Origin of the sequence: Saccharothrix australiensis (genome assembly GCF_003634935.1) — a bacterium.
Lineage (GTDB): Bacteria > Actinomycetota > Actinomycetes > Mycobacteriales > Pseudonocardiaceae > Actinosynnema > Actinosynnema australiense.
This window is the reverse complement of the sequence record NZ_RBXO01000001.1, coordinates 3,756,857-3,780,623: the sequence shown is the minus strand read 5'-3', so window position 1 is coordinate 3,780,623 and position 23,767 is coordinate 3,756,857. Positions and strand designations below refer to the sequence as shown.

21 protein-coding genes are annotated in these 23,767 nt (G+C 74.7%); 12 read left to right on the top strand and 9 right to left on the bottom strand.

Features of this window, described 5'->3' with window-relative positions; all coding sequences use genetic code 11:
• Window positions 1-31 precede the first annotated feature (31 nt).
• The gene (locus tag C8E97_RS16360) at window positions 32-253 is read right to left on the bottom strand and encodes an MbtH family protein (protein ID WP_121006453.1); all 222 of its coding nucleotides are present in this window, start codon (window positions 251-253) and stop codon (window positions 32-34) included.
• Between the two features lie 215 nt (window positions 254-468).
• On the opposite strand from C8E97_RS16360, the gene C8E97_RS16355 reads away from it, so the two are divergent.
• The 4 genes from C8E97_RS16355 to C8E97_RS16340 are packed head-to-tail and all read left to right on the top strand — an operon-like array spanning window position 469 to window position 4,932.
• Window positions 469-1,650 carry an NAD(P)/FAD-dependent oxidoreductase gene (locus tag C8E97_RS16355; protein WP_121006452.1) on the top strand — a complete coding sequence of 394 codons (1,182 nt, stop codon included), beginning with the start codon at window positions 469-471 and terminating at the stop codon, window positions 1,648-1,650.
• Window positions 1,651-1,707: 57 nt separating this feature from the next.
• Window positions 1,708-2,991 carry a lysine N(6)-hydroxylase/L-ornithine N(5)-oxygenase family protein gene (locus C8E97_RS16350; protein WP_121006451.1) on the top strand — a complete coding sequence of 428 codons (1,284 nt, stop codon included), beginning with the start codon at window positions 1,708-1,710 and terminating at the stop codon, window positions 2,989-2,991.
• Between the two features lie 7 nt (window positions 2,992-2,998).
• Window positions 2,999-3,643 carry an FMN-binding negative transcriptional regulator gene (locus C8E97_RS16345; protein WP_121006450.1) on the top strand — a complete coding sequence of 215 codons (645 nt, stop codon included), beginning with the start codon at window positions 2,999-3,001 and terminating at the stop codon, window positions 3,641-3,643.
• Between the two features lie 35 nt (window positions 3,644-3,678).
• Entirely contained in the window at window positions 3,679-4,932 is a 1,254-nt protein-coding gene (locus C8E97_RS16340) for a hypothetical protein (protein ID WP_147455139.1), read from the top strand.
• A gap of 4 nt (window positions 4,933-4,936) precedes the next feature.
• Here the strand turns inward: C8E97_RS16340 and C8E97_RS16335 are convergent, their stop codons facing one another.
• Window positions 4,937-5,731, bottom strand: coding sequence for a tryptophan 2,3-dioxygenase (locus C8E97_RS16335; RefSeq protein WP_121006448.1), 795 nt, complete (start codon window positions 5,729-5,731; stop codon window positions 4,937-4,939).
• Between the two features lie 220 nt (window positions 5,732-5,951).
• Between C8E97_RS16335 and C8E97_RS16330 the strand changes: the two genes are divergently transcribed.
• The 5 genes from C8E97_RS16330 (at window position 5,952) to C8E97_RS16310 (ending at window position 11,280) form a co-directional block, all read left to right on the top strand.
• A complete protein-coding gene (locus tag C8E97_RS16330; RefSeq protein ID WP_121006447.1) occupies window positions 5,952-7,091 on the top strand; it encodes a glycine amidinotransferase in 1,140 nt (379 codons plus the stop codon).
• A 16-nt stretch (window positions 7,092-7,107) separates the two neighbouring features.
• Complete coding sequence (locus tag C8E97_RS16325) at window positions 7,108-8,400, top strand: aminotransferase class I/II-fold pyridoxal phosphate-dependent enzyme (RefSeq protein ID WP_246018927.1); 1,293 nt, start codon at window positions 7,108-7,110, stop codon at window positions 8,398-8,400.
• A 49-nt stretch (window positions 8,401-8,449) separates the two neighbouring features.
• Window positions 8,450-9,625, top strand: coding sequence for a cytochrome P450 (locus C8E97_RS16320; protein WP_121006446.1), 1,176 nt, complete (start codon window positions 8,450-8,452; stop codon window positions 9,623-9,625).
• Window positions 9,626-9,757: 132 nt separating this feature from the next.
• A complete protein-coding gene (locus tag C8E97_RS16315; protein WP_121006445.1) occupies window positions 9,758-10,081 on the top strand; it encodes a 2Fe-2S iron-sulfur cluster-binding protein in 324 nt (107 codons plus the stop codon).
• Entirely contained in the window at window positions 10,078-11,280 is a 1,203-nt protein-coding gene (locus C8E97_RS16310) for an NAD(P)/FAD-dependent oxidoreductase (RefSeq protein ID WP_170211881.1), read from the top strand. The genes C8E97_RS16315 and C8E97_RS16310 overlap by 4 nt, the downstream gene beginning before the upstream one ends.
• A 278-nt stretch (window positions 11,281-11,558) precedes the next feature.
• Here C8E97_RS16310 and C8E97_RS16305 read toward each other — a convergent pair whose 3' ends face one another.
• The 3 genes from C8E97_RS16305 to C8E97_RS16295 all read right to left on the bottom strand — a co-directional run bounded on the left by C8E97_RS16305 (window position 11,559) and on the right by C8E97_RS16295 (window position 14,187).
• Window positions 11,559-12,545 (bottom strand): ParB/RepB/Spo0J family partition protein, encoded by a 987-nt coding sequence (locus C8E97_RS16305; RefSeq protein WP_246018926.1) that lies wholly within the window; start codon window positions 12,543-12,545, stop codon window positions 11,559-11,561.
• A gap of 182 nt (window positions 12,546-12,727) precedes the next feature.
• Complete coding sequence (locus C8E97_RS16300; RefSeq protein ID WP_121006442.1) at window positions 12,728-13,627, bottom strand: HTTM domain-containing protein; 900 nt, start codon at window positions 13,625-13,627, stop codon at window positions 12,728-12,730.
• Entirely contained in the window at window positions 13,615-14,187 is a 573-nt protein-coding gene (locus C8E97_RS16295; RefSeq protein ID WP_121006440.1) for a hypothetical protein, read from the bottom strand. The genes C8E97_RS16300 and C8E97_RS16295 overlap by 13 nt, the downstream gene beginning before the upstream one ends.
• Before the next feature lie 14 nt (window positions 14,188-14,201).
• On the opposite strand from C8E97_RS16295, the gene C8E97_RS36510 reads away from it, so the two are divergent.
• On the top strand, window positions 14,202-14,336 hold the full coding sequence (locus C8E97_RS36510; RefSeq protein WP_281275430.1) for a hypothetical protein: 135 nt from the start codon (window positions 14,202-14,204) through the stop codon (window positions 14,334-14,336).
• Window positions 14,337-14,547: 211 nt separating this feature from the next.
• A complete protein-coding gene (locus tag C8E97_RS16290) occupies window positions 14,548-17,589 on the top strand; it encodes an AfsR/SARP family transcriptional regulator (protein WP_121006438.1) in 3,042 nt (1,013 codons plus the stop codon).
• A gap of 209 nt (window positions 17,590-17,798) precedes the next feature.
• Here C8E97_RS16290 and pip read toward each other — a convergent pair whose 3' ends face one another.
• Together pip and C8E97_RS16275 are read right to left on the bottom strand one after the other, a co-directional pair.
• Window positions 17,799-18,761 (bottom strand): prolyl aminopeptidase, encoded by a 963-nt coding sequence (pip, locus tag C8E97_RS16285; protein WP_211347038.1) that lies wholly within the window; start codon window positions 18,759-18,761, stop codon window positions 17,799-17,801.
• A 644-nt stretch (window positions 18,762-19,405) separates the two neighbouring features.
• Window positions 19,406-20,179, bottom strand: coding sequence for an AAC(3) family N-acetyltransferase (locus tag C8E97_RS16275; RefSeq protein ID WP_211347037.1), 774 nt, complete (start codon window positions 20,177-20,179; stop codon window positions 19,406-19,408).
• A gap of 160 nt (window positions 20,180-20,339) precedes the next feature.
• On the opposite strand from C8E97_RS16275, the gene C8E97_RS16270 reads away from it, so the two are divergent.
• On the top strand, window positions 20,340-20,912 hold the full coding sequence (locus tag C8E97_RS16270; RefSeq protein ID WP_121011625.1) for a hypothetical protein: 573 nt from the start codon (window positions 20,340-20,342) through the stop codon (window positions 20,910-20,912).
• Between the two features lie 45 nt (window positions 20,913-20,957).
• Here the strand turns inward: C8E97_RS16270 and C8E97_RS36505 are convergent, their stop codons facing one another.
• Both C8E97_RS36505 and C8E97_RS16265 read right to left on the bottom strand, forming a co-directional pair.
• Complete coding sequence (locus C8E97_RS36505; protein WP_281275429.1) at window positions 20,958-21,092, bottom strand: hypothetical protein; 135 nt, start codon at window positions 21,090-21,092, stop codon at window positions 20,958-20,960.
• Window positions 21,093-21,202: 110 nt separating this feature from the next.
• Window positions 21,203-23,716 (bottom strand): ATP-dependent Clp protease ATP-binding subunit, encoded by a 2,514-nt coding sequence (locus tag C8E97_RS16265; RefSeq protein ID WP_121006433.1) that lies wholly within the window; start codon window positions 23,714-23,716, stop codon window positions 21,203-21,205.
• Between the last annotated feature and the right edge of the window lie 51 nt (window positions 23,717-23,767).

Genomic DNA, 23,767 nt, shown 5'->3' with positions numbered 1-23,767 from the left:
TCCACCTCGTCGGGTCGGTTCGGGAAGGCGGTCACGCGCCCGGTTCGGCGCTCCGCGCGGTCCGGCGGCGCGGGCGCTGGTCCGTCCAGCGCTCGTTCACCACGGCGACGCAGGCCGACCGCGCGGCGGGGCCGAACACCACCGCCCACCCGGCGGGCACGTCGAGCACGGCGGGCCACAGCGAGTGCAGCCCCTCGTCGTTCACCAGTACCAGCTGGTCCAGATCGTTGTCGTCAAAGGGATTCACGTCCATCCGCGGCCACCTCCGGGTGGGACACGCCGTCGGCCCGACACCCTAGCCAGGACGCGGTCCGCGCCGCGAACGGCGCGGCTTTCGTTCAACTGCCAGGGAAAGGCGGTTGCACGCGGCCCGCGCCGGCCGAGGTTGCGCCCGCCGATTCGGCGTGGCTACCTTGCCGGAGCACCCTCCGACCGAGCCCATCGCCCTTTCCCGGAGAGGTTTCCCCGATGTACGACGTGATCGTCGTCGGCGCCCGCTGCGCGGGCGCCGCCACCGCGCTGCTGCTGGCGCGGCGCGGCCATCGGGTGCTGCTGCTGGACCGGGCGCGGTTCCCGGCCGACACGATGTCCACTCTGTACATCCACCAGCCGGGCGTGGCGCGGCTGGCGCGCTGGGGCGTGCTGGACGCGGTCGTCGCGTCCGGCTGCCCGCCGCTGGACACCGTCCACCACCACGTGGCGGACGTGCGCCTGTCCTCGCCCGCGCCCGCCGCCGACGGCGCCTCCTGCGGGTACGCGCCGCGCCGGCGCGTGCTCGACGCGATCCTGGTGGACGCGGCGGTGGCCGCGGGCGCCGAGTTCGCCGACGGGTGCCGCGTCCGGGAGCTGCGGGAACGCGGCGGCCGGGTGACCGGCGTCGGGTACGGCACACCGGGCGGGGGGCACGCCGTCGCCGATGCCCGGCTCGTGGTGGGCGCGGACGGGATGAACTCCGCGGTCGCCGGGCTGGCGGGCGCGGCGGTCGTCGCCGAGCACCCGAAGCTGTCGTGCGTCTACTACAGCGCCTGGACCGGCGTGACTGGCGGGTTCGGCTTCCACGAGCGCACCGGCAACTGGGTGGCGAGGATACCCACGCACGACGGGGTCACCCTGGTCGCCACGTACTTCCCCCAGGACCGGTTCGACGAGGTGCGGGCGAACGCGCTCGACGCGCACCTCGCGGCCGTCGCCGCGACCGCGCCGGAGCTGCGCGACCAGCTCGCCTACGCCGAGCGGGTGGACCGCCTGCGCGGCACCGGCGACCAGCGCAACTTCTTCCGCGCCGCCGCCGGGCCGGGGTGGGCGCTGGTCGGCGACGCCGGGCACCACCGCGACACCATCACCGCGCAGGGCATCACCAACGCCCTCGCCCAGGCCGAGCTGCTCGCCGACGCGATCGGCGACGAGGTCGGCGACCCCGGCCGGCTGGACGCGGCGCTGCGCGCGTTCGGCCGGGCGCGGGACGACGCGCTGGCCGACGGCTACCGCTCCACGCTGGAACTGGCGCGCCTGCGGGTGCCGCCCGAGCGGCTGGAGTTCCTGCGGGCGATCAGCGGGACGCCCGCGTTGGTCGAGCGCTACTTCGCGCTGACCGCCGGGCTCCTCGACAGCGAGGAGTTCCTCACGCCGGAGGTCGTCGCGCTGCTGTGACCGGCGCGTCGACCACCGCACACCCCGCACCAACGAGCACCGGGAGGCGAGTCCACGATGACGCGACGACCTGGCCGGGCCGCGGTCGACGTGGCCGGCATCGGGTTCGGCCCGTCGAACCTGGCGCTCGCGGTGGCGCTGCGGGAAACCGCGGGCGACGACCTCGCCTGGGCGTTCACCGAGCGCAAACCCCGGTTCGGCTGGCACGTCGGGATGCTGATCGAGGGCGCGACCATGCAGGTCTCGTTCCTCAAGGACCTCGTGACCATGCGGAACCCGGCGAGCACCTACAGCTTCGTGTCCTACCTGCACGCGCACGGCAGGCTGCCGCAGTTCATCAACGGCAAGACGCTCTACCCCGGCCGCGTGGAGTTCCACGACTACCTGACCTGGGTGGCCCGCGACTTCGAAACCTCGGTCGACTACGGCACCGAGGTGGTCGCGGCGCGGCCGGTGGTCGACAACGGCGTCGTGACGCACCTGGACGTGGTCGGGCGCTCGGTGGCGGACGGCACGACCGCCGTGCGCCGCGCGCGCAACGTCGTCATCGCCACGGGCCTGGTGCCGGTGCTGCCGCCGGGGATCGTCGCCTCGCGGCGGGTCCGGCACTCGGCCGGGCTGCTCGACCACACCGCGGACCTCGCCCGGTCGGGCGCGCGGCGCATCGTGGTCGTCGGCGCGGGGCAGAGCGCGGCGGAGGCCGTGGAGCACCTGCACCGCAGCTTCCCGCGCGCCGACGTGTACGCCGTGCACTCGCGGTTCGGCTACAGCGCCGCCGACGACAACCCGTTCGCCAACGCCGTGTTCGACCCGTCGGCGGTCGACCTGTTCCACGGGGCGAACGAAGAGGTCAAGCAGCTGATCCTGGGCTACCACGCCAACACCAACTACTCCGTGGTGGACGCCGACCTGGTGGAGCTGCTGCACCGCAGGCACTACGACGAGCTGGTCACCGGCGCGAACCGGCTGCGGCTGCTCAACGCGTCGCGGGTGCGCTCGCTCGTCGAGGACGACGACGGGGTGCGCCTGGAGGTGGAGTTCCTGCCGACCGGCGAGGTGCGGGCGCTGGCGGCCGACGCGGTGGTGTTCGCCACCGGGTACCGGCCCGCCGACCCGTCGCCGCTGCTGGCCGGCATCGCCGCGGAGTGCAAGCGGGACGCGGCCGACCGGCTGGTGCTCGACCGCGACCACCGCGTGGTCACCTCGGCGGCGGTGACCGCCGGGATCTACGTGCACGGCGCGGCGGCCGAACCCTCGCACGGCCTGGCGTCCGGGCTGCTGTCCACCACCGCGGTCCGCGCGGGCGAGATCGCCCGCTCGATCCTCGGCCGCACGCGGTAGGCGCGCCGTGCACGTGCCATCCATCTACCGGGCCGACGAGGGCTGGTCGCGGCTGGTGGTGCGGCGCTACCCGCTGGCCGTGCTGACGACCAACGGGGCCGACGTGCCGCACGCGACGCACCTCCCGATCGTGCCCGAGTCCGATGTGGACGAGCCAGGTTCCGGGACAGTCCTGTTCGGACACATGAACCGGGCGAACCCCCACTGGCGCGACCTCGCGCCGGGCACCGCCGGCCGGCTGCTGTTCAGCGGCCCCCACGGCTACGTCTCACCCGCCGGCTACGACCCCGGACCCGCCGCGCCGACCTGGAACTTCGTCTCCGCGCACGTGACGGGCACGGTGTTCCCGATCGGCGACCCGGAGGAGGCGCTGGCCGTGGTGGCGCGCACGGCCCGGCTGTTCGAGGAGTCCTTCGGCGACGGTTGGGACTCCGCCGGCTCGCTGGCCCACTTCCGCCGCATCCTGCCCGGCGTCGGCGCGTTCCGCTTCGAGGTGGCCGAGGTGGACGTGATGGCCAAGCTCAGCCAGGAGAAGACGCCCGCCGAACGCGCGCGCGTCGCGCACCGGCTCGACGCGGGGACGTCGGGCACGGCGCGGGACCTCGCCGAGTTGATGCGGTGGTCCTTCGGCGGCGGCGCGACGCCGCCGTGACCCGACCGAACGACCGGAACTGGACGGAGACTGCCATGACCAGCCACGAGGGCGGCACGGTGTGGCCGGAGCACATCGCGACCGGCGGGTTGAGCGTGCACTCGACGTCGGCGTCGCCGGACCGGCGGCTCGGCAGCGCGGCGCGCGAGGCCGTCGCGGCGTGGCGGGCGGGAGGCGGCGCCGGTTTCCCCTACCGCGAGGTGGTGGACCACTACCGGGCCGTCGGCCGGGTCGCCGCGTCCGCCTCGCTGGTCGCGGAGCTGGCCCGGCTGCGGGACGCCGACCCGTCCGACGACCGCGCGGGCGCGCCGGTGGCGCTCAAGCCCTGGCTGCGCAACACGACCGACCACGCCGACGGCGACTACGCCACCTACTCCGGCGTCGGCCTCCAGGAGCGCTTCCTCGAGACCGCCCGGTACGGCAGCCGGGAGCGCACGGCCGACGTCGTGCTCGTCACGCACCTGGTCGACCTGCTGCGCACGGAGACCGAGGCGCTGGCCGTCGCGCCGTCGCGCGAGCAGCACCGGCGCACCAGGGCCGTGCTGCACGCCCTGCGCCACGCGGACCGGCTGGCACCCGGCGCGGCGGACGCCCGGCCCGAGGTGGCGAAGCCGACCCGCGACGCGGACGACGCCGAACTCGTCGGGCACGCGCTGGCGGCGGTGGCCCGCGCGCGGCGCTACGCCGAGGCGGGCGAGCTGGCGGAACTGGTGCTGCTGCCCGCGACGCCGCTGCACGACGAGCAGATGTTCCTGCGCAGCATCCAGATGTTCGAGTGCCTGTACCTCCGGACCGCGTGGGGCCTGGAGGACGCGGCGGAGGCGCTGCGGGAGCGGCGCGCGGCGGAGGCGGTGACCCTGCTGGACGCGACCGCGGACCGGCTGACGGCCGCCTCGGCGCTCTACCGCGTGCTGACGACGATGCCCAAGGAGGCGTTCGCCATCATCCGGGGCCACACCGCCGGGCGCAGCGCCATCCAGTCCTCGGCGTACCGGCGGGTCGAGCTGGCCGCCGCCGCGGCGCACGACGACCGGTCGGGCACGTCGGCCGAGCCGCTCCAGGACGTGTTCCGGGCCGCCCTGCGGTGGCTGCCCGAGGCCGACGCCGACGCGGTGCGCGAGGCGATGCGGCGCGCCGACGAGGCGTGGTGCGTGCTGAAGCGCAGCCACTGGGGCATCACCATCAAGACCATCGGCCACGTGCCGGGCACCGGCGGCACGACCGGCGCGGGCTACCTCGACAAGGCGTCGAGGCAGCCCCTGTTCCCGGCCCTGTTCTCCGAGCGGTGACGCGTCACAGCCGGTCGCGGGCGGCCCACAGGTCGGGGAACACCGGCTTGCCCACCGTGGTCCGCAGGTAGGCGCTGCCCGCCGATCCGGCCGTGCCCCGCTTGCCCCCGATCACGCGCTCCACCATCTTCACGTGCCGGTGCCGCCACTCCTGCACGACGGCGTCGAGGTCGACCAGGTGCTCGCAGACGCCCACCGCCGGACCGTCGTCCGAGTACACGCGCGCCAGCAAATCCTGCATCGCGGGCGACGGCTCGGCGGGCTCGCGCACGTCCCGCCCGACCACCTCGGCGGGCACCGCGTAGCCCTGGTGGACCAGGTAGCGCGCGAACGAGTCGCCGAGCGCGGGCCGGCTCATCGCCGCCGCGATCCGCTCCCGCTCGGGCGTGCCGGGCAGGTACCGCTCGACCACCCGCCGGTCCCGCCTGCCGAGCACCGCCTCGATCTCCCGGAATTGCGCCGACTCGAATCCGCTGGACGCCTCCAGCCAATCGCGGAAGCCGACGAACTCGGGCGGCGTCATCGTTTCCAGCACGGCGAACTGCGCGACCGACGTCCGCCACAGCGCCAGGATCCGGCGCAGCGCCCGACCGGACCGCGCGGTGTCACCCGAGGCCAGCAGCCGCTGGAGCCGGTCGAGTTCGTGCAGGATTTGCTTGAACCACAACTCGTAGACCTGGTGCATGACGATGAAGAGCATTTCGTCATGTCGGTCGGACCGCGGCCGCTGCGCCGTCAACACCTGGTCCAGGCGCAGGTAGTGGGCATATGTCAAGGCCGCGTTGACTTGCTGCGTCATGGGATCACCTCGCCCGGATCGTATTTCCGGAGGGCGCGCGAGTACACCCCGCGCGGTGCGCCCGATGCACAGTGGACCGCACCGCGGCGCGGTGGTAGAAAAATCGCCGGAGTGCTTCCGGGCGACCCGTCGGCGCGATCCCCAATACGGGTCCCGGAGGAATACCCGGCCGACCGGTGGCGTGCCTGCCCGCACCAGCGACGAGAAAGTCCTCGAACCCATGAAGCTGAACAGCTACGACGAGTGGTCCCCGCTGCGCGAGGTCGTCCTCGGGTCGGCGGCGAACTACATCTCCCACGAGCGCGACCTGTCGTGGGACCTGTTCTTCCACGACAACATCACCCGCTACTACTACCCGCGGGTGACGGCGCGGAGCGGGAACCCGGTGTCCGAGCGCGACGCCGAGCGCGCCCCGATCAAGCAGCGCTACGTCGAGGAGCTGATCGAGGACCTCGACGGCATGGCCAAGGCGTTCGAGTCCCTCGGCGTCACGGTGCACCGCCCGCTGGACCTCGACGCGGCCACCGCCGAGGTGACCACGCCCGCGTGGTCGGCGGCGGTGATCCCGCCGCTGAACCTGCGCGACAACACCCTCGTGCTGGGCGACGAGATCATCGAGACCTCGCCCATGATCCGCTCGCGCTACTTCGAGACGCAGCTGCTCAAGCCGGTGTTCGCGGAGTACTTCCGGGCAGGCGCGCGGTGGACGGTGATGCCGCGACCGCTGATGACCGACTCGTCGTTCGACCCGTCCTACGCCAACACCTCGCAGGGCGGCCCGACCGAGCCGGTGAAGGACCCGGAGCCGTCGCCGTACGACGTCGGGTTCGAGATGATGATCGACGGCGCGCAGTGCCTGCGCCTCGGCAAGGACCTGGTGGTGAACATCTCCACCGAGAACCACGCGATGGGCGCGGACTGGCTGGAGCGGCACCTGCGCGGCCGGTTCCGCGTGCACCGGGTGCACAAGCTCAGCGACAGCCACATCGACAGCATGGTCCTCGCCCTGCGGCCGGGCACGCTGCTGGTGCGCTCCCCCGCCGTGGCCGCGTTCCTCCCGGAGGCGCTCCGCAAGTGGGACATGATCGTCCCGCCGCGGCCGACGTCGAACAACTTCCCGGTCTACGACGACGACGACCTGGTGCTCACCAGCCCGTTCATCGACCTCAACGTCCTGTCGGTCGGCCCGGACACGGTGATGGTCAACGACGCGTGCCCCGAGCTGATGTCCACTTTGGAGCGCCACGGCTTCACCGTGGTGCCGGTGCGGCACCGCCACCGGCGCATCTTCGGCGGCGGCTTCCACTGCTTCACCCTCGACACGGTGCGCGACGGCGGCCCCGAGGACTACCTGTCCTGAACCAGGAGGAACCACTGTGACCACGGTCGACCACCACCTGCTGCACGCCTCCCTGCGCGACCCCGTGCTCAGCGTCCCGGTGTTCCACACCTCCGTCATGAGCCGCTACCCCGACGCGATCTCCTTCGCGCCGGGCGCGCCCAACCCGGCGTTCGCCGAGCACTTCGACGCCACGGCCCACGTCGAGCGCTTCCTGGAGCACCTGAGGGCCGACGAGGGCCTGTCCGACGCGGCGGCCCGCACCGCGCTCTACGAGTACGGTCCGGGCAAGGGCCTGGTCACCGGCCTGATCGCGGAGGCGCTGCGCCGGGACTTCGGGCTGGCGACGCCGCGCGGCGGGGTCGTCGTCACGGTCGGCGCGCAGGAGGCCATGCTGTTGCTGCTGCGCGCGTTGCGCCGGGACGCCGACGACCTGTTCGCGGCCGTGGACCCGTGCTTCATCGGCTTCAGCGGCGCGGCGCGGCTGGTGGACGCGGAGTTGGTGCCGGTGGCCGAGGTCGACGGCGGCCTCGACCTCGACGGCCTGGCCCGCGCGTGCGCCGACGCCCGGTCGCGCGGCAAGCGCGTCCGCGCCCTGTACGTCGCGCCGGACCACGCGAACCCGTCGGGCACGGTGCTCGACCTCGCGACGCGGCGACGCCTGCTGGACCTGGCCGAGGCCGAGGACTTCCTGCTGGTCGAGGACACCACCTACGCGTTCACCGCCGAGCCGGGCGCGGCGCTGCCGATGCTCAAGCAGCTCGACACCACCGGTCGCGTGGTGCTGCTCGGCACGTTCTCCAAGATCGCGCTGCCCGGCGCGCGCGTCGGGTACGTGGTGGCCGACCAGCCGGTGCGCCGCGACGGCGCGACCGGGCTGCTGGCCGACGACCTGGCCGCCCTCAAGGGCATGATCAGCCTGCACACGCCCGCGGTCGGCCAGGCCGTGGTCGGCGGGATGCTGCTGGCGCACGGCGGTTCCCTGGTCGAGCTGGGCCGCCCGAAGGCCGAGCTGTACCGGCGAAACCTGCGGCTGCTGCTGGCGGCGCTGGAGCGCGAGATCGTGCCCGGCGACGGCCTGCCCGCCGTGACGTGGAACCGCCCCACCGGCGGGTTCTTCGTGCGGATGCGCCTGCCGGTCAAGGCGGACGCGCGCCTGATGGAGACCTCCGCGTCGAAGTACGGCGTGCTGTGGACGCCGATGTCGCAGTTCCACCTCGCCGGCGCGGGCACCGACGAGATCCGCCTGTCGTGCAGCTTCCTCACCCCCGAGGAGATCGAGGAGGGCGTGCGGCGACTCGCCGACTTCCTGCGCGGCCTGGGCGGCTGACGACACGGCCAGGGCGGCTGACGACGACACGGAGACGGGAGCACACCCCATGTCCCACCGCGACGCACCGGTGCTGGACCTCGACCTGTGGTCCGACGAGGCGCTGCACGACCCGTACCCGCTGTGGGCGCGGATGCGGGAGACCGGACCGGTCGTGCGGCTGCGCGAGCCGGACTTCTACGCCCTGCCGCGTTACGCGGAGACGCGGGCGGCGCTGGCCGACTGGCGGACGTTCTCCTCGGCGCGGGGCGTCATGCTCAACGACACCCTGAACCGGGCCCAGGCCGGCGCGACGCTGCACACGGACCCGCCCGAGCACGTCGCGCAGCGGACCGTGGTCGGCCGCCCGCTCACGCCGCGGGCGCTGAAGCGGTTGGAGGAGCCGTTCCGCGTGGCGGCGGAGGAGGTGGTGGAGCGGCTCGTGGCGCGCGGCTCGTTCGACGCCGCCGCCGAACTCGCGCCGCACCTGCCGCTGTCGATCGTGTCCCACCAGGTGGGGCTGCCCGAGGAGGGCCGCGAGCGGATGCTCGCGTGGGCGGCGGCGGCCTTCGACTCGGCCGGCCCGATGAACGCGCGGGCGCGTGCCGCGCTGCCGGTGCTGGAGGAGGCCGTGGCCTACTCCTACGACCCGGGGCTGCCTGGCCGGCTGCTGCCCGGCGGGTGGGCCGAGGGCGTGTACCGCGCCGCGGCGGCGGGCGAGGTGCCGGTCGAGAAGTGCCCGGCCCTGCTGATCGACTACTGGGGCCCGGCGCTGGACACCACGATCGCGGCCATGACCAGCGCCATCTGGCTGTTCGGCCGCAACCCCGACCAGTGGCGGCTGGTGCGGGAGGACCCCGCGCTGCTGCCGCACGCGGTGAACGAGGTGGTGCGGCTGGAGACGCCGACGCCGTACTTCAGCCGCGTGGCCACCCGCGACGTGGAGCTGGGCGGCACGGTGGTACCCGCCGGCGCGCGGGTGCTGGTCATGTACGGGTCGGCCAACCGCGACGAGCGCAAGTGGCCCGACCCGGAGCGCATGGACGTCCGGCGCGCGCCCGTGGACCACGTCGGCTTCGGCCACGGCGAACACGCGTGCCTCGGCCAGCGGCTGGCCCGGCTGGAGATCAAGGCGGTGCTCGCCGCGCTGGCGCGGCGCGTGGAGCGGTTCGAGATCGGCGAGGTGCGCCGGCTCACCAACAACATGCTGCGCAAGATCGAGCGGCTGCACGTGACGGTGCGCTGAGGGCGGCGGCCGAGGGCGGCGGCTGAGGACGGCGGCCGAGGGCGGCGGCTGAGGACGGCGGCCGAGGGCGGCGGCTGAGGACGGCGGCCGAGGGCGGCGAAGGTCCGACACCGGGTTTCGAGGGAGCGGCGGATGCCGAAGATCGTTTACGTGCGGCCGGACGGCACGCGCCACACCGTGGACGTCGCCGCGGGCACGAGCGTGATGCAGGGCGCGATCCGCCACGACGTGGCGGGCATCGTCGCCGAGTGCGGTGGCAACACCATGTGCGCCACCTGCCACGTCTACGTCGACGAGGCCGACGCCGACCGGCTCGGCCCGGTCTCGCCGGACGAGGACGAGATGCTGGAGGCCACCGCGTCGCCGCGCACCGCCGCGAGCAGGCTGTCGTGCTGCGTCGTGGTGGACGACGACCTCGACGGGTTGACCGTCCACCTGCCCGAGGAGCAGCTGTGAGCGACGGGCGGGTCGTCGTGGTCGGCGCGGGCCAGGCGGGCGCGCAGGTCGCGGTGTCCCTGCGGGAGCGCGGGCACGCGGGCGCGATCACGGTCGTCGGCGCGGAGCCGGACCTGCCCTACCAGCGACCGCCCCTGTCGAAGGACTACCTCGCCGGTTCCGCCGACGAGGACGCGCTGCCGCTGCGCCCGGCGCACGCCTACGAGCGGCTGGACGTCCGGCTGCGCACCGGCGACCCGGTGGAGTCGGTCGACCAGGCGGCCCGCACCGTCCGCACCCGCGCGGGCGTCGTCCTGGGCTGGGACCACCTCGTGCTGGCCACCGGCTCGGTCGCCCGGACGCTGCCGGTGCCCGGCGCGGTGCTCGCGGGCGTGTGCCCGCTGCGCACCCTGGCCGACGCGGTGGAGGTGCGGGAGCGGTTGCGGACCGCCGAGCACGTCGTCGTGCTGGGCGGCGGGTTCACCGGCCTGGAGGTGGCGTCGGCGGCGTCGGCGGGCGCGCACGTGACGGTGCTGGAGGTGGGTCCCCGGCTGCTGGGGCGCGCGCTGTCCGCCGAGGTCGCGGCGGACCTGCTGGCCCGGCACCGCGACCGGGGCGTCCGCGTGCTGCTCGGCGACACGGCCGTGCGGCTGGACGGCGACCACCGGGTGCGGTCCGTGGTGACGGCGTCCGGCGCGCGGCTGCCCGCGGACCTCGTGGTGGTGGGCGCGGGCGTCCGGCCGGCGACGGACCTCGCGGCGGCGTGCGGCCTGCCCACCGCCGACGGGGTGCTGGTCGACGCGTGGCTGCGGACGGCGAACCCGGCCGTGTACGCGATCGGGGACTGCGCGAGCCACCCGACCCCGCGCGGGCGGGTGCGGCTGGAGTCGGTGCAGAACGCCGTGGACCAGGCCCGGTTCGTGGCCGGCCACCTGACCGGGGAGACCGACCCGTACCGGGCGCTGCCCCGGTTCTGGACCACGCAGCACGGCGCGCGGGTGCAGGTCGTGGGTCTCGCGCGGCCCGCCGACGACGCTGTCGCGCGGCCGACGGAGAAGGGGTTGACGGTGTTCCGGGTCGCGGGGTCGCGGCTGGTGGCGGTGGAGACGGTCGGCCACACCGCCGACCACGTCGCGGCTCGTCGCCTGCTCGGGTCCGCCGCCGACCACGCGGTGCCGTTCAGCCCGGAGTCACCGCTGAAGGCGCCGTTGTCGGCCTGACCCGAGATCCGGCACAGAGGGTCCGGCACAGAGGGTCCGACGCGAAGGGTCCGGCACAGAGGGTCCGACGCGAAGGGTCCGGCACAGAGGGTCCGGCACCGACCTGACGCGCACCTCGGCACCAGGCCGGTGCGGGACCCGACACCGGCGTCACACCGCTGTGACCCGAGCGACCCGACGCGCGCCTCGGCGTCGCCGCGCCGCGAGCCCCGGCGCGTCGGGACCCCGCGCCAGCGTGCCGTGCGGACGAGTCGCGGCCCGTCCGCACGGCACGCGGGTCACGCCGTGGCGCGGGCGCGCTCGTCGAACTCCTCCGCCAGCTGGGCCCACTTGTCGGCGCAGCCCCTGGCCAGCTTCGACAGCGCCGGCAGGCAGTGGGCGGGCGTGGCGCGGACGAGCAGGCCCCAGTCCTCCGGGCGCATCGCCTGCACGGTCAGCAGCCGGAGCAGGGCGCGCCCCGACTCGGTCAGGCGCAGCGTCGGGTCGCGCCGCAGGTTGTCGAGCAGCCGCGCGAAGTCGCCGTCGGGCAGCGCGGGCGCGGCGCACAGCGCGGTCGGCGGGGTCGGCGCGCCCGCCTCCCGCTCCCGCACCCGGTCCGGCAGCGGGTCCTCGCCCCGGCGCACGCGGTCCCGGACGTCCCGCGCCGTGCCGACCGAGATGCCGGCGGCCCTGGCGACCTCGCGCAGCGTCGCGCCGGGCCGGTCGGCGAACAGCTCGCCCGCCTTGCGACGGCCCTCGGCGCTGCTCAGGGGCCGCACCCGGCCGTCACGGCCGATGCGCGCGATCGGCTGGGCCGCGCGGTCACCCGACCGGCGGCGCAGCGCGGCGACGGTCTCCGCCGCCATCCCGGTGGCCGCGGCGATCGAGCGGTCGGACCACTCCGGGTGCGAGCCGATGATCCGCCGCGCGGCGGCCTCCCGGTCCGCCTGGCTGAGCGGCAGGCCGTGCGTGACGTTCGCCTTGACCGCCCGGACGAAGGCGGACTCCTCGTCACCGTCGTAGAACCGCGCGGCCACCTCGCCGTCACCGCGCAGCAACGCCGCCCGCACGCGGTGCATGCCGTCGATGACGCGCATCGTCGGCCGGTGCACGATGATCGGCGGCAGCGGCCCCTCGATCGCCGCGAGCATCCGGACGTGCTCGTCGCTCTCACCGTCGAGCCGGGGTGAGTCGGCGGGCAGCAGCACCTCCACGGGCACGTCGACGGCCGGGGACAGGCCGTCGAGCGCGTTCTCCTTGTCTCCACTGCGATTGCGTTCGATCACGTTGTCGCACTCCTCGTCGTCCCACGGCACAACGCCGAACCACGACCCCCGAAGTCGCAGGAGTGGGCACCCTGGATCATCCCGGCCACCACTACCAGTCGAGTACCTGACGACTACTCGCCGTCGACCACTCGCCACCGGCCGGAACAGTCCTTTGTGGACAAACAGGCGGGGCGGCCGGGTCAGCGCGCCCGCTCCAGGACGCCCGACCCCGCGTCCCAGCGCCTCGTGGGAGCGCACCCGACGACCAGCATCCCGAGCACCGCGAGGGTGAACAGCGGCAGGTTCATCAGCAGCGCGATACCCAGGTGCAGGCAGAGCCCCAGCGCGAACGCCAGGGCGCGGGCGCGCGGCCCGCCGAGCACGGCGACCGCGATCACCAGCTGCGCCGCGATCACCGACCACCCCAGCAGGGCCATCGGCCAGTACCAGGACAGCGCAGGCGCCACGAGGTCGTGGACCTCCCGCGCCAACCCGAAGTACGGGTCGGCGAACACCACGGACATCGCGCTGCCCTGCCGCCACAGCGGATCGCCGAGCTTCGACAGGCCCGCGTACGCGTAGACCAGGCACAGCTGCCCGCGCAGCACGACCAGCGCCGCGAACGCGACGCCCCGCCAGTTCGCCGCCAGCGGCCGGACCACCGGGCCCCACTGCCACACCCGGTCGTCACCCAGGCACAGCGGCACCAGCAGCATGGTCGCGATCTGCGCGATCTTGTCACCGCCGTTGGCCATCGGCATGGTCATCGCCAGCCCGGCCGTGACGTACCAGTGCGGCACGCACGTCCACCGGGGCCGGTAGCCGGACGCGACGACCAGCAGCACCGCGACGGCGGCGATCCGCCCCACCAGCGGCGCGTCGGCGGTGGCGCACGGCAGCGCCGCCGCGCGCACGCCGCCGCAGTCGACGCCCGTCGGGTGCTCGCGGGTCGCCACGAACAGGTCCGCGTCCTGGTTGAACACCAGCACCGCGAGCTGGGCCGCGGCGAGCAGCGCGCGACCCACCGACAGCCCCGCGCCGCGCGGCTCGAACCGCGCCACCGCGCGCGTCAGCGCCGCGGCGCCGATCACGACGGGCACCGGACGTCCAGCAACGCCAGCCGGAACACCTGCCGCGGTCCGTCCGCGATCGTGCGCGGGGCGGGCGGGGCGACCCGTTCGAGGGCCACGGCGACCCGGCCGCACAGACCGGGCCGGGCGACCGGGTTGTCCACTTCGTGGACGAGGTCGGGCGCGAGGTCGCGCTCGCACCGGCCGGACCGCAGCCGGCCGCACTCCTGCCAGTACCGCTCGGGCACCGCGAGGGCGAGCCGCCTGGTCTCGACCTCCCGCGCGTCGTCGTGCCGCCGCAGGCCGGCGAGCCGCTCGTCCCACACCCGGTGCCCGTACAGCGGGGTGAGCCCGAGGTCGGGCCCGACCCGGTAGGGCACGGGCGACTCGCCGTCGAGGTTCGTGAAGAAGGACCACTTCTGCGGCCAGATCGCCCGGTAGGCCCCGAGCCGGGCGGACACCGCGCCGGGCAGGACGCCGTCACCGAGCAGGTCCAGGGCGCTCACGCCCATGCTGGTGAGCAGGATGGTGATGGTCACCAGGAACGAACCGACCGCCTTCGCCTCCGCGCTCGTCGAGGGGCCACTCACCACGGAATTCGACCGTGGGGCAGGTCGTCGTCGACATAGGAGTTCTGCGAGGGCGACCACCGCGGGTGCTGTCCGGCCTCCTCCCCGCCTCCGAGCGCAGCCACCGCGCCTACCAGCGCGGCGGACAGCAGGAGTCCGACCAGGAGTGAACGCAAGATGCCCCCCTCGGCACTCGTCATCGATCGGTCCGCGACCTCGGTCCCACGACCGGCGAGGAGCAGGCAAGGTCCCCACTCCGTGCCTTCGACCAGGCTAACCGGGTGCGCTACTGCACGGCTACCGGCTTACTACTCGTGGTAAACCTTCGGGTGGACGTCGTGCCGGCGGCGCGGCACGAAGCGGTGGTGAAGGGGCGCGTTGGTGGAGTTCCATGTCCTGGGACCGCTGGAGGTACGGGAGTCCGAAGAGGTGGTGCGCATCCCCGGCGCGCGGCAGCGGAAGCTGTTGGCGTTGCTGCTGCTCGACGCACGCCGGGTGGTCACTGTGGAGCGGCTGATCGACGAGCTGTGGGACGACCCGCCGCGCTCGGTGCGGCAGCAGGTGCACAACGCCGTGCGCACCCTCCGCACCACGCTCGGCGCGCGACGCCAGGACGTGCGGGTGACGCGCACCGACACCGGCTACCGCCTCGACGTCGCCGACGACGCGATCGACGCGCGCCGCTTCACCTCGCTGGTGCGGGAGGCCAAGGAGGCGCAGGCCGCCGGGGACGCCGCGACGGCGATCCGGCTGCTGCGGTCCGCGCTGGACCTGTGGCGCGGCGACGCGTTCGAGGGTTTGGACGGCTCGGAGGTGCTCAACGCGGCGGCGGGGTTGGCCGAGCAGCGGCTCGTCGCGACCGAGGACCTGCTCGAACTGCGCCTGGCCGCGGGCGAGGCAGGCGCGGTGGTCGGCGAGCTGCGCAGGCTGGTGGCCGACCACCCGTTGCGCGACCGGCTGCGGGCGACGCTGATGCGGGCGCTGCACCGGGGCGGGCGGCAGGCCGAGGCGCTGGCCGTGTACGAGGAGGGGCGGCGGGTGTTCGCCGAGGAGCTGGGCCTCGACCCCGGCCCCGAGCTGCGCGGCCTGCACGCGGCCATCCTGGACGGCGCCGGCGAGGTGCCGCCGCCGAGCCCGGTCACCGCGCCCGAGGCGACCACCGGGCGGGCGAGCAGGTCGTACCTGCCGCACGACATCCGCGACTTCTCCGGCCGGGCGCCGGAACTGGTGCGGCTGCTCGCCGAGACGCGGCAGGACCGGCCGAGCGCCCTGGTGATCACCGCGATCGACGGCATGGGCGGGGTCGGCAAGACCACGCTGGCCGTGCACCTCGCGCACAAGGTCGCCGACGACTTCCCGGACGGCCGGTACTTCATCGACCTGCACGGCTTCAGCCCCGGCCTGGCGCCGCTGACGGCGGAGCAGGCGCTGGACGCGCTGCTGCGCGACGCGGGCGTGCCGCCCGAGCTCGTGCCGTCCGACCTCGACGGGCGCAGCGCGCTCTGGCGCTCCCACATGGCGGGCAAGCGGGCCCTGGTGGTGCTGGACAACGCGATCGACGCCGGCCACGTCCGACCGCTGCTGCCCGGCGGGCCCGAGGTGCTGGTCATCATCACCAGCAGGCGCAAGATGGCCGCGCTGGACGGCGTGACGCCGATGTCGCTGGACGTGATGACCACCGCCGACGGCATCGCGCTGTTCCGGAAGGTCGCCGGCGAGCAGCGGACCGCCGGCGAGCCCGCCGAGGTGGCCGCGGCGGTGGAGCTGTGCGGGCACCTGCCGCTGGCGATCCGCGTCGCCGCCGCCCGCCTGCGCGACCGCGCGACCTGGCGGGTGTCGGACCTGCTCGCGCGGCTGCGGGACCAGGCGGCGCGCAGCCAGTTCCTGACCGTCGACGACCGCAACGTGATGCGGGTCCTGCGGGTGTCGTACCGGTACCTCCGGCCGGACGCGCAGCGGCTGTTCCGGCGGCTGGCCCTGCACGTGGGCAAGGACTTCGACGCCTACGCCGCCGCCGCGCTCGCCGACCTCGACCCGGCGCACGCCGAGGAGCTGCTGGAGGGGCTGTTCGACGACAACCTGCTCAAGCAGAACGCCGCCGGCCGCTACCACTTCCACGACCTGATCCGCGACTGCGCCCGGCAGATCCTGGTGGAGACCGAGGACCAGGCGGAGCTGGACGCGGCGCGGGCCCGGCTGCTCGACTACTACCTGCACTCCTGCCACGTGTGGAGCAGGGGGCTGGACAACCGCGTCTACGACCTGCCGCCGCCGGTCGGGCGGCGGCCGGCGCACGTGCGGGTGCCCGCGTCCGACGACCGGGCGCTGGCGCTGCTGGCCGAGGAGCACGAGAACCTGGTGGCCGCCGCCCGGTGCGCGGCCGAGCACGGGATGCACCGCCACACCTGGGGCTTCGCCTGCGCGCTCCAGCCCGCGCTGCGGCTGCGCAACTACGGGGAGGACGCGCTCGCGCTGTTCGAGCAGGGCCTGCGCGCGGCGCGGGCGGACGGCGACCCGCGTGCCGAGTCGGCGTGCCTGCACGGCTTGGCGGTGGCGCACCGGGAACGCGAGGACACCGCGTCGGCCGAGGAGCTGCTGCGGCAGGCCCTCGACCGCAGCCGCGCCCTGGGCGACCGCACCCGCGAGGCCGCCCAGCTCGTCGACCTGGGCATCGTGCACTTCAGCGACGACCGCCTCGCCGAGGCGCACGACGCCTTCCAGGCGGCCGAGCGGCTGACCAGGGACCAGCGCGACACCACGCTGCGCGCCGCGATCGAGAACAGCCTGGGCGCCGTGGAGCGCGACCTGGGCCGCTACGCCGAGGCGCTGGAGCGCCTGCGCGGCGCGCTGGCGTCGGCGGCGAACGAGGGCTCGCCGCACGCCCAGCAGCTGACGGCGTGGAGCATCGGCGCGATCCAGCACTTCCAGGGCAGGCACGCGGAGGCGGCGCGGACCTTCGGCGACATCCTGCGGGTCAGCGAGCAGCGCAACTTCGACCACGGCCGGGCCGTGGCCCTGCTCGGGCTGGCGTCCGTCCACCGCTCGGTGGGCGAGCTGGACCGGGCGCTGGACACCGGCCGGTCGGCGCTGGAGCAGGCGCGGAAGCTGGGCCTGCACGCGCTGGAGTGCGAGACGCTGATCGTGATCGGCGAGGTCATGGTGTCCAGGGGCGAGCTGGACCAGGCGGAGCAGGTGTTCGGGCAGGCGTACGACCGGGCCGACCGCTACGCGCTGCGCCGCTACCTGGCCCGTGTGCTGGAGGGGCTGGCCCACGTGGCGGCGGCGCGGGGAGCCGGCGCGGAGGCCACGCGGCTGTGGGAGGACGCGGTGGCGGCCTACCCGGAGGGGATGGCGGAGGCGGGGTTCGCGCGGGCCCACCTGTCCGGCGCGACGACGTGCTTCCGGTGTGCGATCGCCGCGTGAACCGGTGCGCGGCCGGCGGTGGGCCGATCGGCGATCACGGCCTGGACCGGTGCGCCGGCGGGAGTGGGCCGGTGCGCGACCGCCGCCGGAACGGATGCGCAGGCGGCGGGTGGAGCCGGTCCGTGATCGCCGCGCGGACCGATGGCCGGCGGGTGGGCCGGCGCGCGGTCGCCGTCCGAGCCGGCGCGCGACCGCCGGGCGGGCCCCGGTCACGCCCGCGCGAACTCGTCCAGCACCTGGCGCTTGCGGGCCGACATCTCCGGCGTGCCGGCGTGCCCGCAGCCGCCGAACACCTCCAGCCGGGCGTCCGGCCACGCCTCGGCCAGCTCCCACGCCGTGTCGACGGGCGAACCGAGGTCGAGCCTGCCGTGCAGCAGCACGCCGGGGATGCCGGTCAGCTTGGCCGCGTCCGCCAGCAGGACGCCGTCGGCCAGGAACACGTCGTTGGCGAAGTAGTGCGTGCAGATCCGGGCCCGGTCCAGCATGGCCGGCAGCGGGCGGTCGCTGAACGCGGGCGCGGTCGGGTTCCAGTCCAGCGAGATCGTGGCGTCCTCCCACGCGTGCCACGCCTTGGCCGCGCGGGCGCGGACCTCCGGGTCAGGGTCGGCCAGCAGCCTGCCGTACGCCGCGGTCAGGTCGCCGCCGCGCTCGGCGGGCGGCACGACGTCCCGGAAGCGCCGCCACTCGGCCGGGAAGAAGCGGGACAGCCCCCGGTACAGCCAGTCGATCTCCGCGCGCCGGGTGGTGGTCACCGCCGTGATCACCACCTCCGACACGCGGTCGGGGTGCGCCTCGGCGTAGGCCAGCAGCAGCGTGGAACCCCACGAGGCACCGGTGAGCAGCCAGCGCTCGACGCCGAGGTGCTCCCGGAGCAGTTCCATGTCGGCCACCAGCGCCGCGGTCGTGTTGTGCCGCAACGACGTCCCCGGCAGCCCGGCCCGCGGCATGCTGCGCCCGCAGCCGCGCTGGTCGAACAGGACCACCCGGTACCGCGCGGGGTCGAAGAACCGCCGGTGGGCCGGCGTGCACCCCGACCCCGGCCCGCCGTGCACGACGAGCGCCGGCTTGCCGTCGGGGTTGCCGCACGCCTCCCAGTAGACGAGGTCGCCGCCGCCGACGTCCAGCATCCCGTGCTCGTAGGGCTCGACCGGTGGGTACAGGATCTCCGCCACACCCCGAACGTACTGCGCGCCACCAGGGCCCGCGCCTCCCACGTCCGGGTGAATCCGTCGTCGTGGACGGTGGGCGTGGTCCGGTGCGGAAGGACGTCGGGCGCGGGCTCTCCGGCAGCGCTCCCGCGCGGAACCCGATCTTCACGTGCCGGGTGGCCGAACCCGTGACCGGGTACCCGAATCCACCCCGCGACCGGCCGAGCCCGCCACGTCCCCGGTCCGGGCGTTCACCGCGACCGCGTCGACCCGCGCGCCGCCATCAGCCGTCCACAAAGGACCGAAGACACCGCGCTGCCCGGCAAGGCTTCGGTGTCGCACTCGCCGGGTCGTGCGTCGCGCCGACGGCCGACCGCGATGGCGGCACGCCACCCCGCGTGGCTTCGTGGACGTGCCGTCGCGGACGGAGTACCGCGTGCGTCCGGCAGGAAGCTCGACGTGCTCCGACTGGTGGCGGGCGGTGCGACGAACCGGGAGGCGCCGGCGGAGCTGTTCGTCACCGAGGCGTTCCACCGGGGCTGCTCGTGCCGCGCGGCGGGTGACGTCCGTGCCCGGCCACGACGGGGTCGCGCCGTGGACCGGCCGCCTTCCGCGCAACGTGCGCAAGCCTACGACGCGACAGCGCGCGGTGTGCGGCGGCGTGCGCCTCAGCCGATGCTGCGGTGCGCCTCGTCGCACTCCTCGCACCCGGACCCCTCGGCGCAGAGCATCGCCGTGGGATCGGCGACCAGCCGGGGGACGACGGCGTCCACGAGGTCCCGGCAGGAGAACAGGCGGGCGGTCGCGTCGCCTACCCGGCCTTCCCGCTGCGCGCCCCGTTCCCGGAGCCAGTCGTCGGCGGCGGCGAAGCCCCGGCCGCAGTGGTCGGGCTCGCTGATCGTCACCTCGCGCACCCGGTCGCCGTCGCGCACCAGGGCGTGGTCCTCCGACCGGTAGGGCACGCCCGCCAGGTCCTCGGCGAGGTGGAGCGCGGTGTTCGCGTCGTGGTCGACGCCCAGCAGCAGCACCGATCCGCCGAGCGCGTGCACCCTGCCGATCGGGCTGTCGGGGCCGTGCGGCGGCGACAGCGGTTGCGGCGCGATGATCCGGGACGCGTGCCGGCCCACGGCCGCGAAGGTCGACGTCGGGTGGTCGCCCCGACCGACGCCCGGCAGCCGCCGGAACAGCTCCGCGACGACGCCCATCCCCCGGGTCGGCGTCCGTCGCGGGTCGTACGGTTCCGGGTTGTCGCCGCCGGTCATCGACGGCATGACGAGCGTCCCCGCATCACCGCCCACGGCGGTGCGCAGCGCGTCGATCAACCCCATCGGCCCGCCGGACACCGGACCGACCGCGCGGAAGGACGTGTGGACGACCAGCACGTCACCGGCGCGGACACCGAGTTCCCGCAACTGCCCCACCAATCGCTGCTTCGAGATCACCCCACCACCCAATCACGAGCCGCCCCTCTCCCCGGCAAATTTTCAAGATCACCGCGGTGCCCGTCGATGTGCTAGCTTCCGGGGAATGCGCGGGAGTTCGACGTTCGGTCGGGTGACGGTCGCACTGGCGGCGTTCGTCTGCACGGTGGTGGTGTCCCTCATGGGGTCGGCGACGGTCGCCCACGCGGGCGGAGCGCCCCTGGCGGCGCCGCGCGGTTGCGAGTGCGCGACCCCGTCGATCGACCGGTTCCAGCAGTGGCTCGCCTCCGGCGAGGGGACCACCGTGCCGCCGACCGGCAGCCTGCTCGTGCGCCGGGGCAACGGGTACGCGGCCGAGGTGGCGTTCCTCGGCGACGACTGGCACGTGGCCGTGGTGTGGCTGGGCAACCGGTTCGAGGCGCAGGTCGACCTCTCGGGGTCGACCGGCTTCTGGCTGACCTACCGCGCGACCGACGACCTCTACGTCCAGCTTCGCCCGGCCTCGCGCTGGAGCGGCGGTGACAAGTGGCTCACGCGGGTGCCGTCGACGGGCGGGCAGCTCGTCCGGAAGTTCTTCGGCTTCTCCCCCGACCGGTGGACGTGGCTGCCCGAGCTGGGCAAGCCGTCGTACTCCCTCGGGTCGGCGCTGGGCGAGGCGCGCGGCCTGGTCTTCGTCGGCAAGACGCCGAACGAGCTGGAGTTCCGGGGGCTGCGCGTCGACGGCTACCGCCCGCCGTGCCTGGCGGCCGGCTGACGGGCCACGCCGGCGACCGGACCCGACCGGCGGCTCGGCGGGCGCTCAGCCCGTCGGCAGGTCGCGATGGCCCCGCACCCCGGCGGGCCCGAGCAGCACGGCCACGGCGAAATCGGTGACCAGCAGCGTGCCGACGAGCACCGGCTTCAGCCCGCCGACCAGCACACCCACCGAAGACACCCGCTGCTCCTCCCCTCCGGACCGCTGCCGGCGGCGGGAGCACCACCCGGCGCGCCCCCGACGAGTCCACTCCGGACGTGGATGTCCGCCGTGACAAGGGATTCGCGGCCTCAGCCCGCAGTGCCCACCGTATCCACGGTCAGCTCGTCGTCACGCGCGTCGACCCGCACGCGGGAACCGGCGGACAGGCTCCCGTCCAGCAGCAGCCGCGACAACCGGTTGTCCACCTCCTGCTGGATGGTGCGCCGCAACGGGCGGGCGCCGAACTCCGGCTGGTGCCCGTGCCGCGCCAACCAGTCCACCGCTTCCGGGGTGAACTCCAGGTCGATGCCCTGGCCGTGGGCCCGGCGCTTCGTGTGCTCCAGCATCAGCTCGGTGACGCGGTGCAGCTGCTCGACCTCCAGCCGCCGGAACACGATGATCTCGTCGATGCGGTTGAGGAACTCCGGCCGGAACGTCTCGCGCAGGCGGCGCATCAGCCGTTCCCGCAGCGGTCCCTCGGTGTCCCGCTCGTCCAGGGGGCCGAACCCGAGCGCGCCCCGCGTGCCCGCCGTGACGAGGTCGGAGCCGATGTTGCTGGTCATGATGACGACCGTGTTGGCGAAGTCCACCGTCCGGCCGCGCCCGTCGGTGAGCCTGCCGTCGTCGAGCACTTGGAGCAGGACGTTGAACACGTCCGCGTGGGCCTTCTCGATCTCGTCCAGCAGCACCACCGAGTAGGGCCTGCGGCGGACGGCCTCGGTGAGCTGCCCCGGCTCCTCGTGGCCGACGTAGCCGGGCGGCGCGCCGACGAGCCTGCTCACGGTGTGCCGCTCGCCGTACTCGCTCATGTCCAGGCGCACCATGTGGTGCTCGTCGCCGAACAACGCCTCGGCCAGCGTGCGGGCCAGTTCGGTCTTGCCCACGCCGGTCGGTCCCAGGAAGAGGAAGCTGCCCGCCGGCCTGCCCGGCTCGGCGAGGCCCGCGCGCGACCGGCGCACCGCCTCGGCCACCGCCGCCACGGCCTCGTCCTGCCCGACGACCCGGCCGTGCAGGTGCTCCTCCAGGCGCAGCAGGCGGTCGCGCTCCTCCTCGGTGAGCCGGCTGACCGGGATGCCCGTGCTGCGGGAGACCACCTGCGCGATGTCCTCGGTGACGACCTCCGGCACGTGGTCGGGGCGGTCGTGCGCGCGGGCGCGCTCCACCTCGCGGCGGACCTCGGCGATGCGGTCGCGCAGGCGCGCCGCGCGCTCGTAGTCCTCCTCGCCGACGGCCTGGTCCCGGTCGCGCAGGAGCCGCTCCAGCTCGCCCTGGAGGTCGCGCGCCTCCGCCGGTCCCCGGCCCGCGCGCAGCCGCACCCGCGCGCCCGCCTGGTCGACCAGGTCGATCGCCTTGTCCGGCAGGAACCGGTCGGTGAGGTAGCGGTCCGACAGGGTCGCCGCCGCGTCGAGCGCCTCGTCGGTGAACCGGACCTGGTGGTGCGCCTCGTACCGGTCGCGCAGGCCGTGCAGGATCGCCACCGTCTCGGCCACGGTCGGCTCCGGGACCAGGACCGGCTGGAAGCGGCGCTCCAGCGCCGGGTCGGACTCGACGTCGCGGCGGTACTCGTCCAGCGTCGTCGCGCCGACGACGTGCAGCTCGCCCCTGGCCAGCGCGGGTTTGAGGATGTTGCCTGCGCTCATCGAGCCCTCGCCGGAACCCGCGCCGACGATGGTGTGCAGCTCGTCGATGAACAGGATCAGCTCGTCCCGCCGTCCGCGCACCTCGTCGACCAGCCGGGTCATCCGCTCCTCGAAGTCGCCGCGGTAGCGGGTGCCCGCGACCATCGCCGTCAGGTCGAGCTGGACCACCCGGCGGCGGGCCAGCGCGTCGGGCACGTCGCCCGCCGCGATGCGCTGCGCCAAGCCCTCGACGACGGCGGTCTTGCCGACACCGGCCTCGCCGACGAGGACCGGGTTGTTCTTGGTGCGGCGCGACAGCACCTCGACGGTCTGCTCGATCTCCTCGTCCCGGCCGATCACCGGGTCGATCTCACCCGACCGGGCGAGTTCGGTCAGGTCGCGCCCGAACTGCTCGAGCGTCCCGCCGCCACCGGACGACGACCCCGCCTCGCGCCGGGGCCCGCCGGGTTCACGGCCCGCCATCCGCTCCGGGGTCACCCGCGCCTCGGCGAGCAACCGTCCCGCGCCCGCCTCCCGGTTGGCGGCCAGCGCCAGCAGCAGGTGCTCGGGACCGATGTAGGACGCGCCCAGCCCGCGCGAGATCTGGTGGGCGTCGAGCAGCGTCCGCTTCGCGGCAGGCGTCAGGCGCACCGGGCCCTGGCGGGGCTCGCCCCCGTTGGACCGCTGCTCGATCCGGCGCGCCAGGGCGTCGGGGTCCGCGCCGGCGCGCTCCACGAGCGCCCGCGTCGCGGGCTGCCGGGTGGCGGCCCACAGGAGCTGCTCGGTGTCCACGTCGGTGCGGCCCCACGCGGCGGTCTGGCTCACGGCCTCGGACACCAGTTCCCTGGCCTGGTCGCTCATCAGGCCCGTGATGTCGACCGGGTGGGAGCGGCGTCCGGTCGGGCCCGCCCCGAAGAACTGCGCGAGGAACTCGTCGAACGGGCTGCCGCCGGGACCACCGCCCGGTCCGAAGTAGCCGGTCATCGTGCTGCCTCCAGTCCGGTGCGACCGAGCGGGCCTGTCGACACCAGCCTG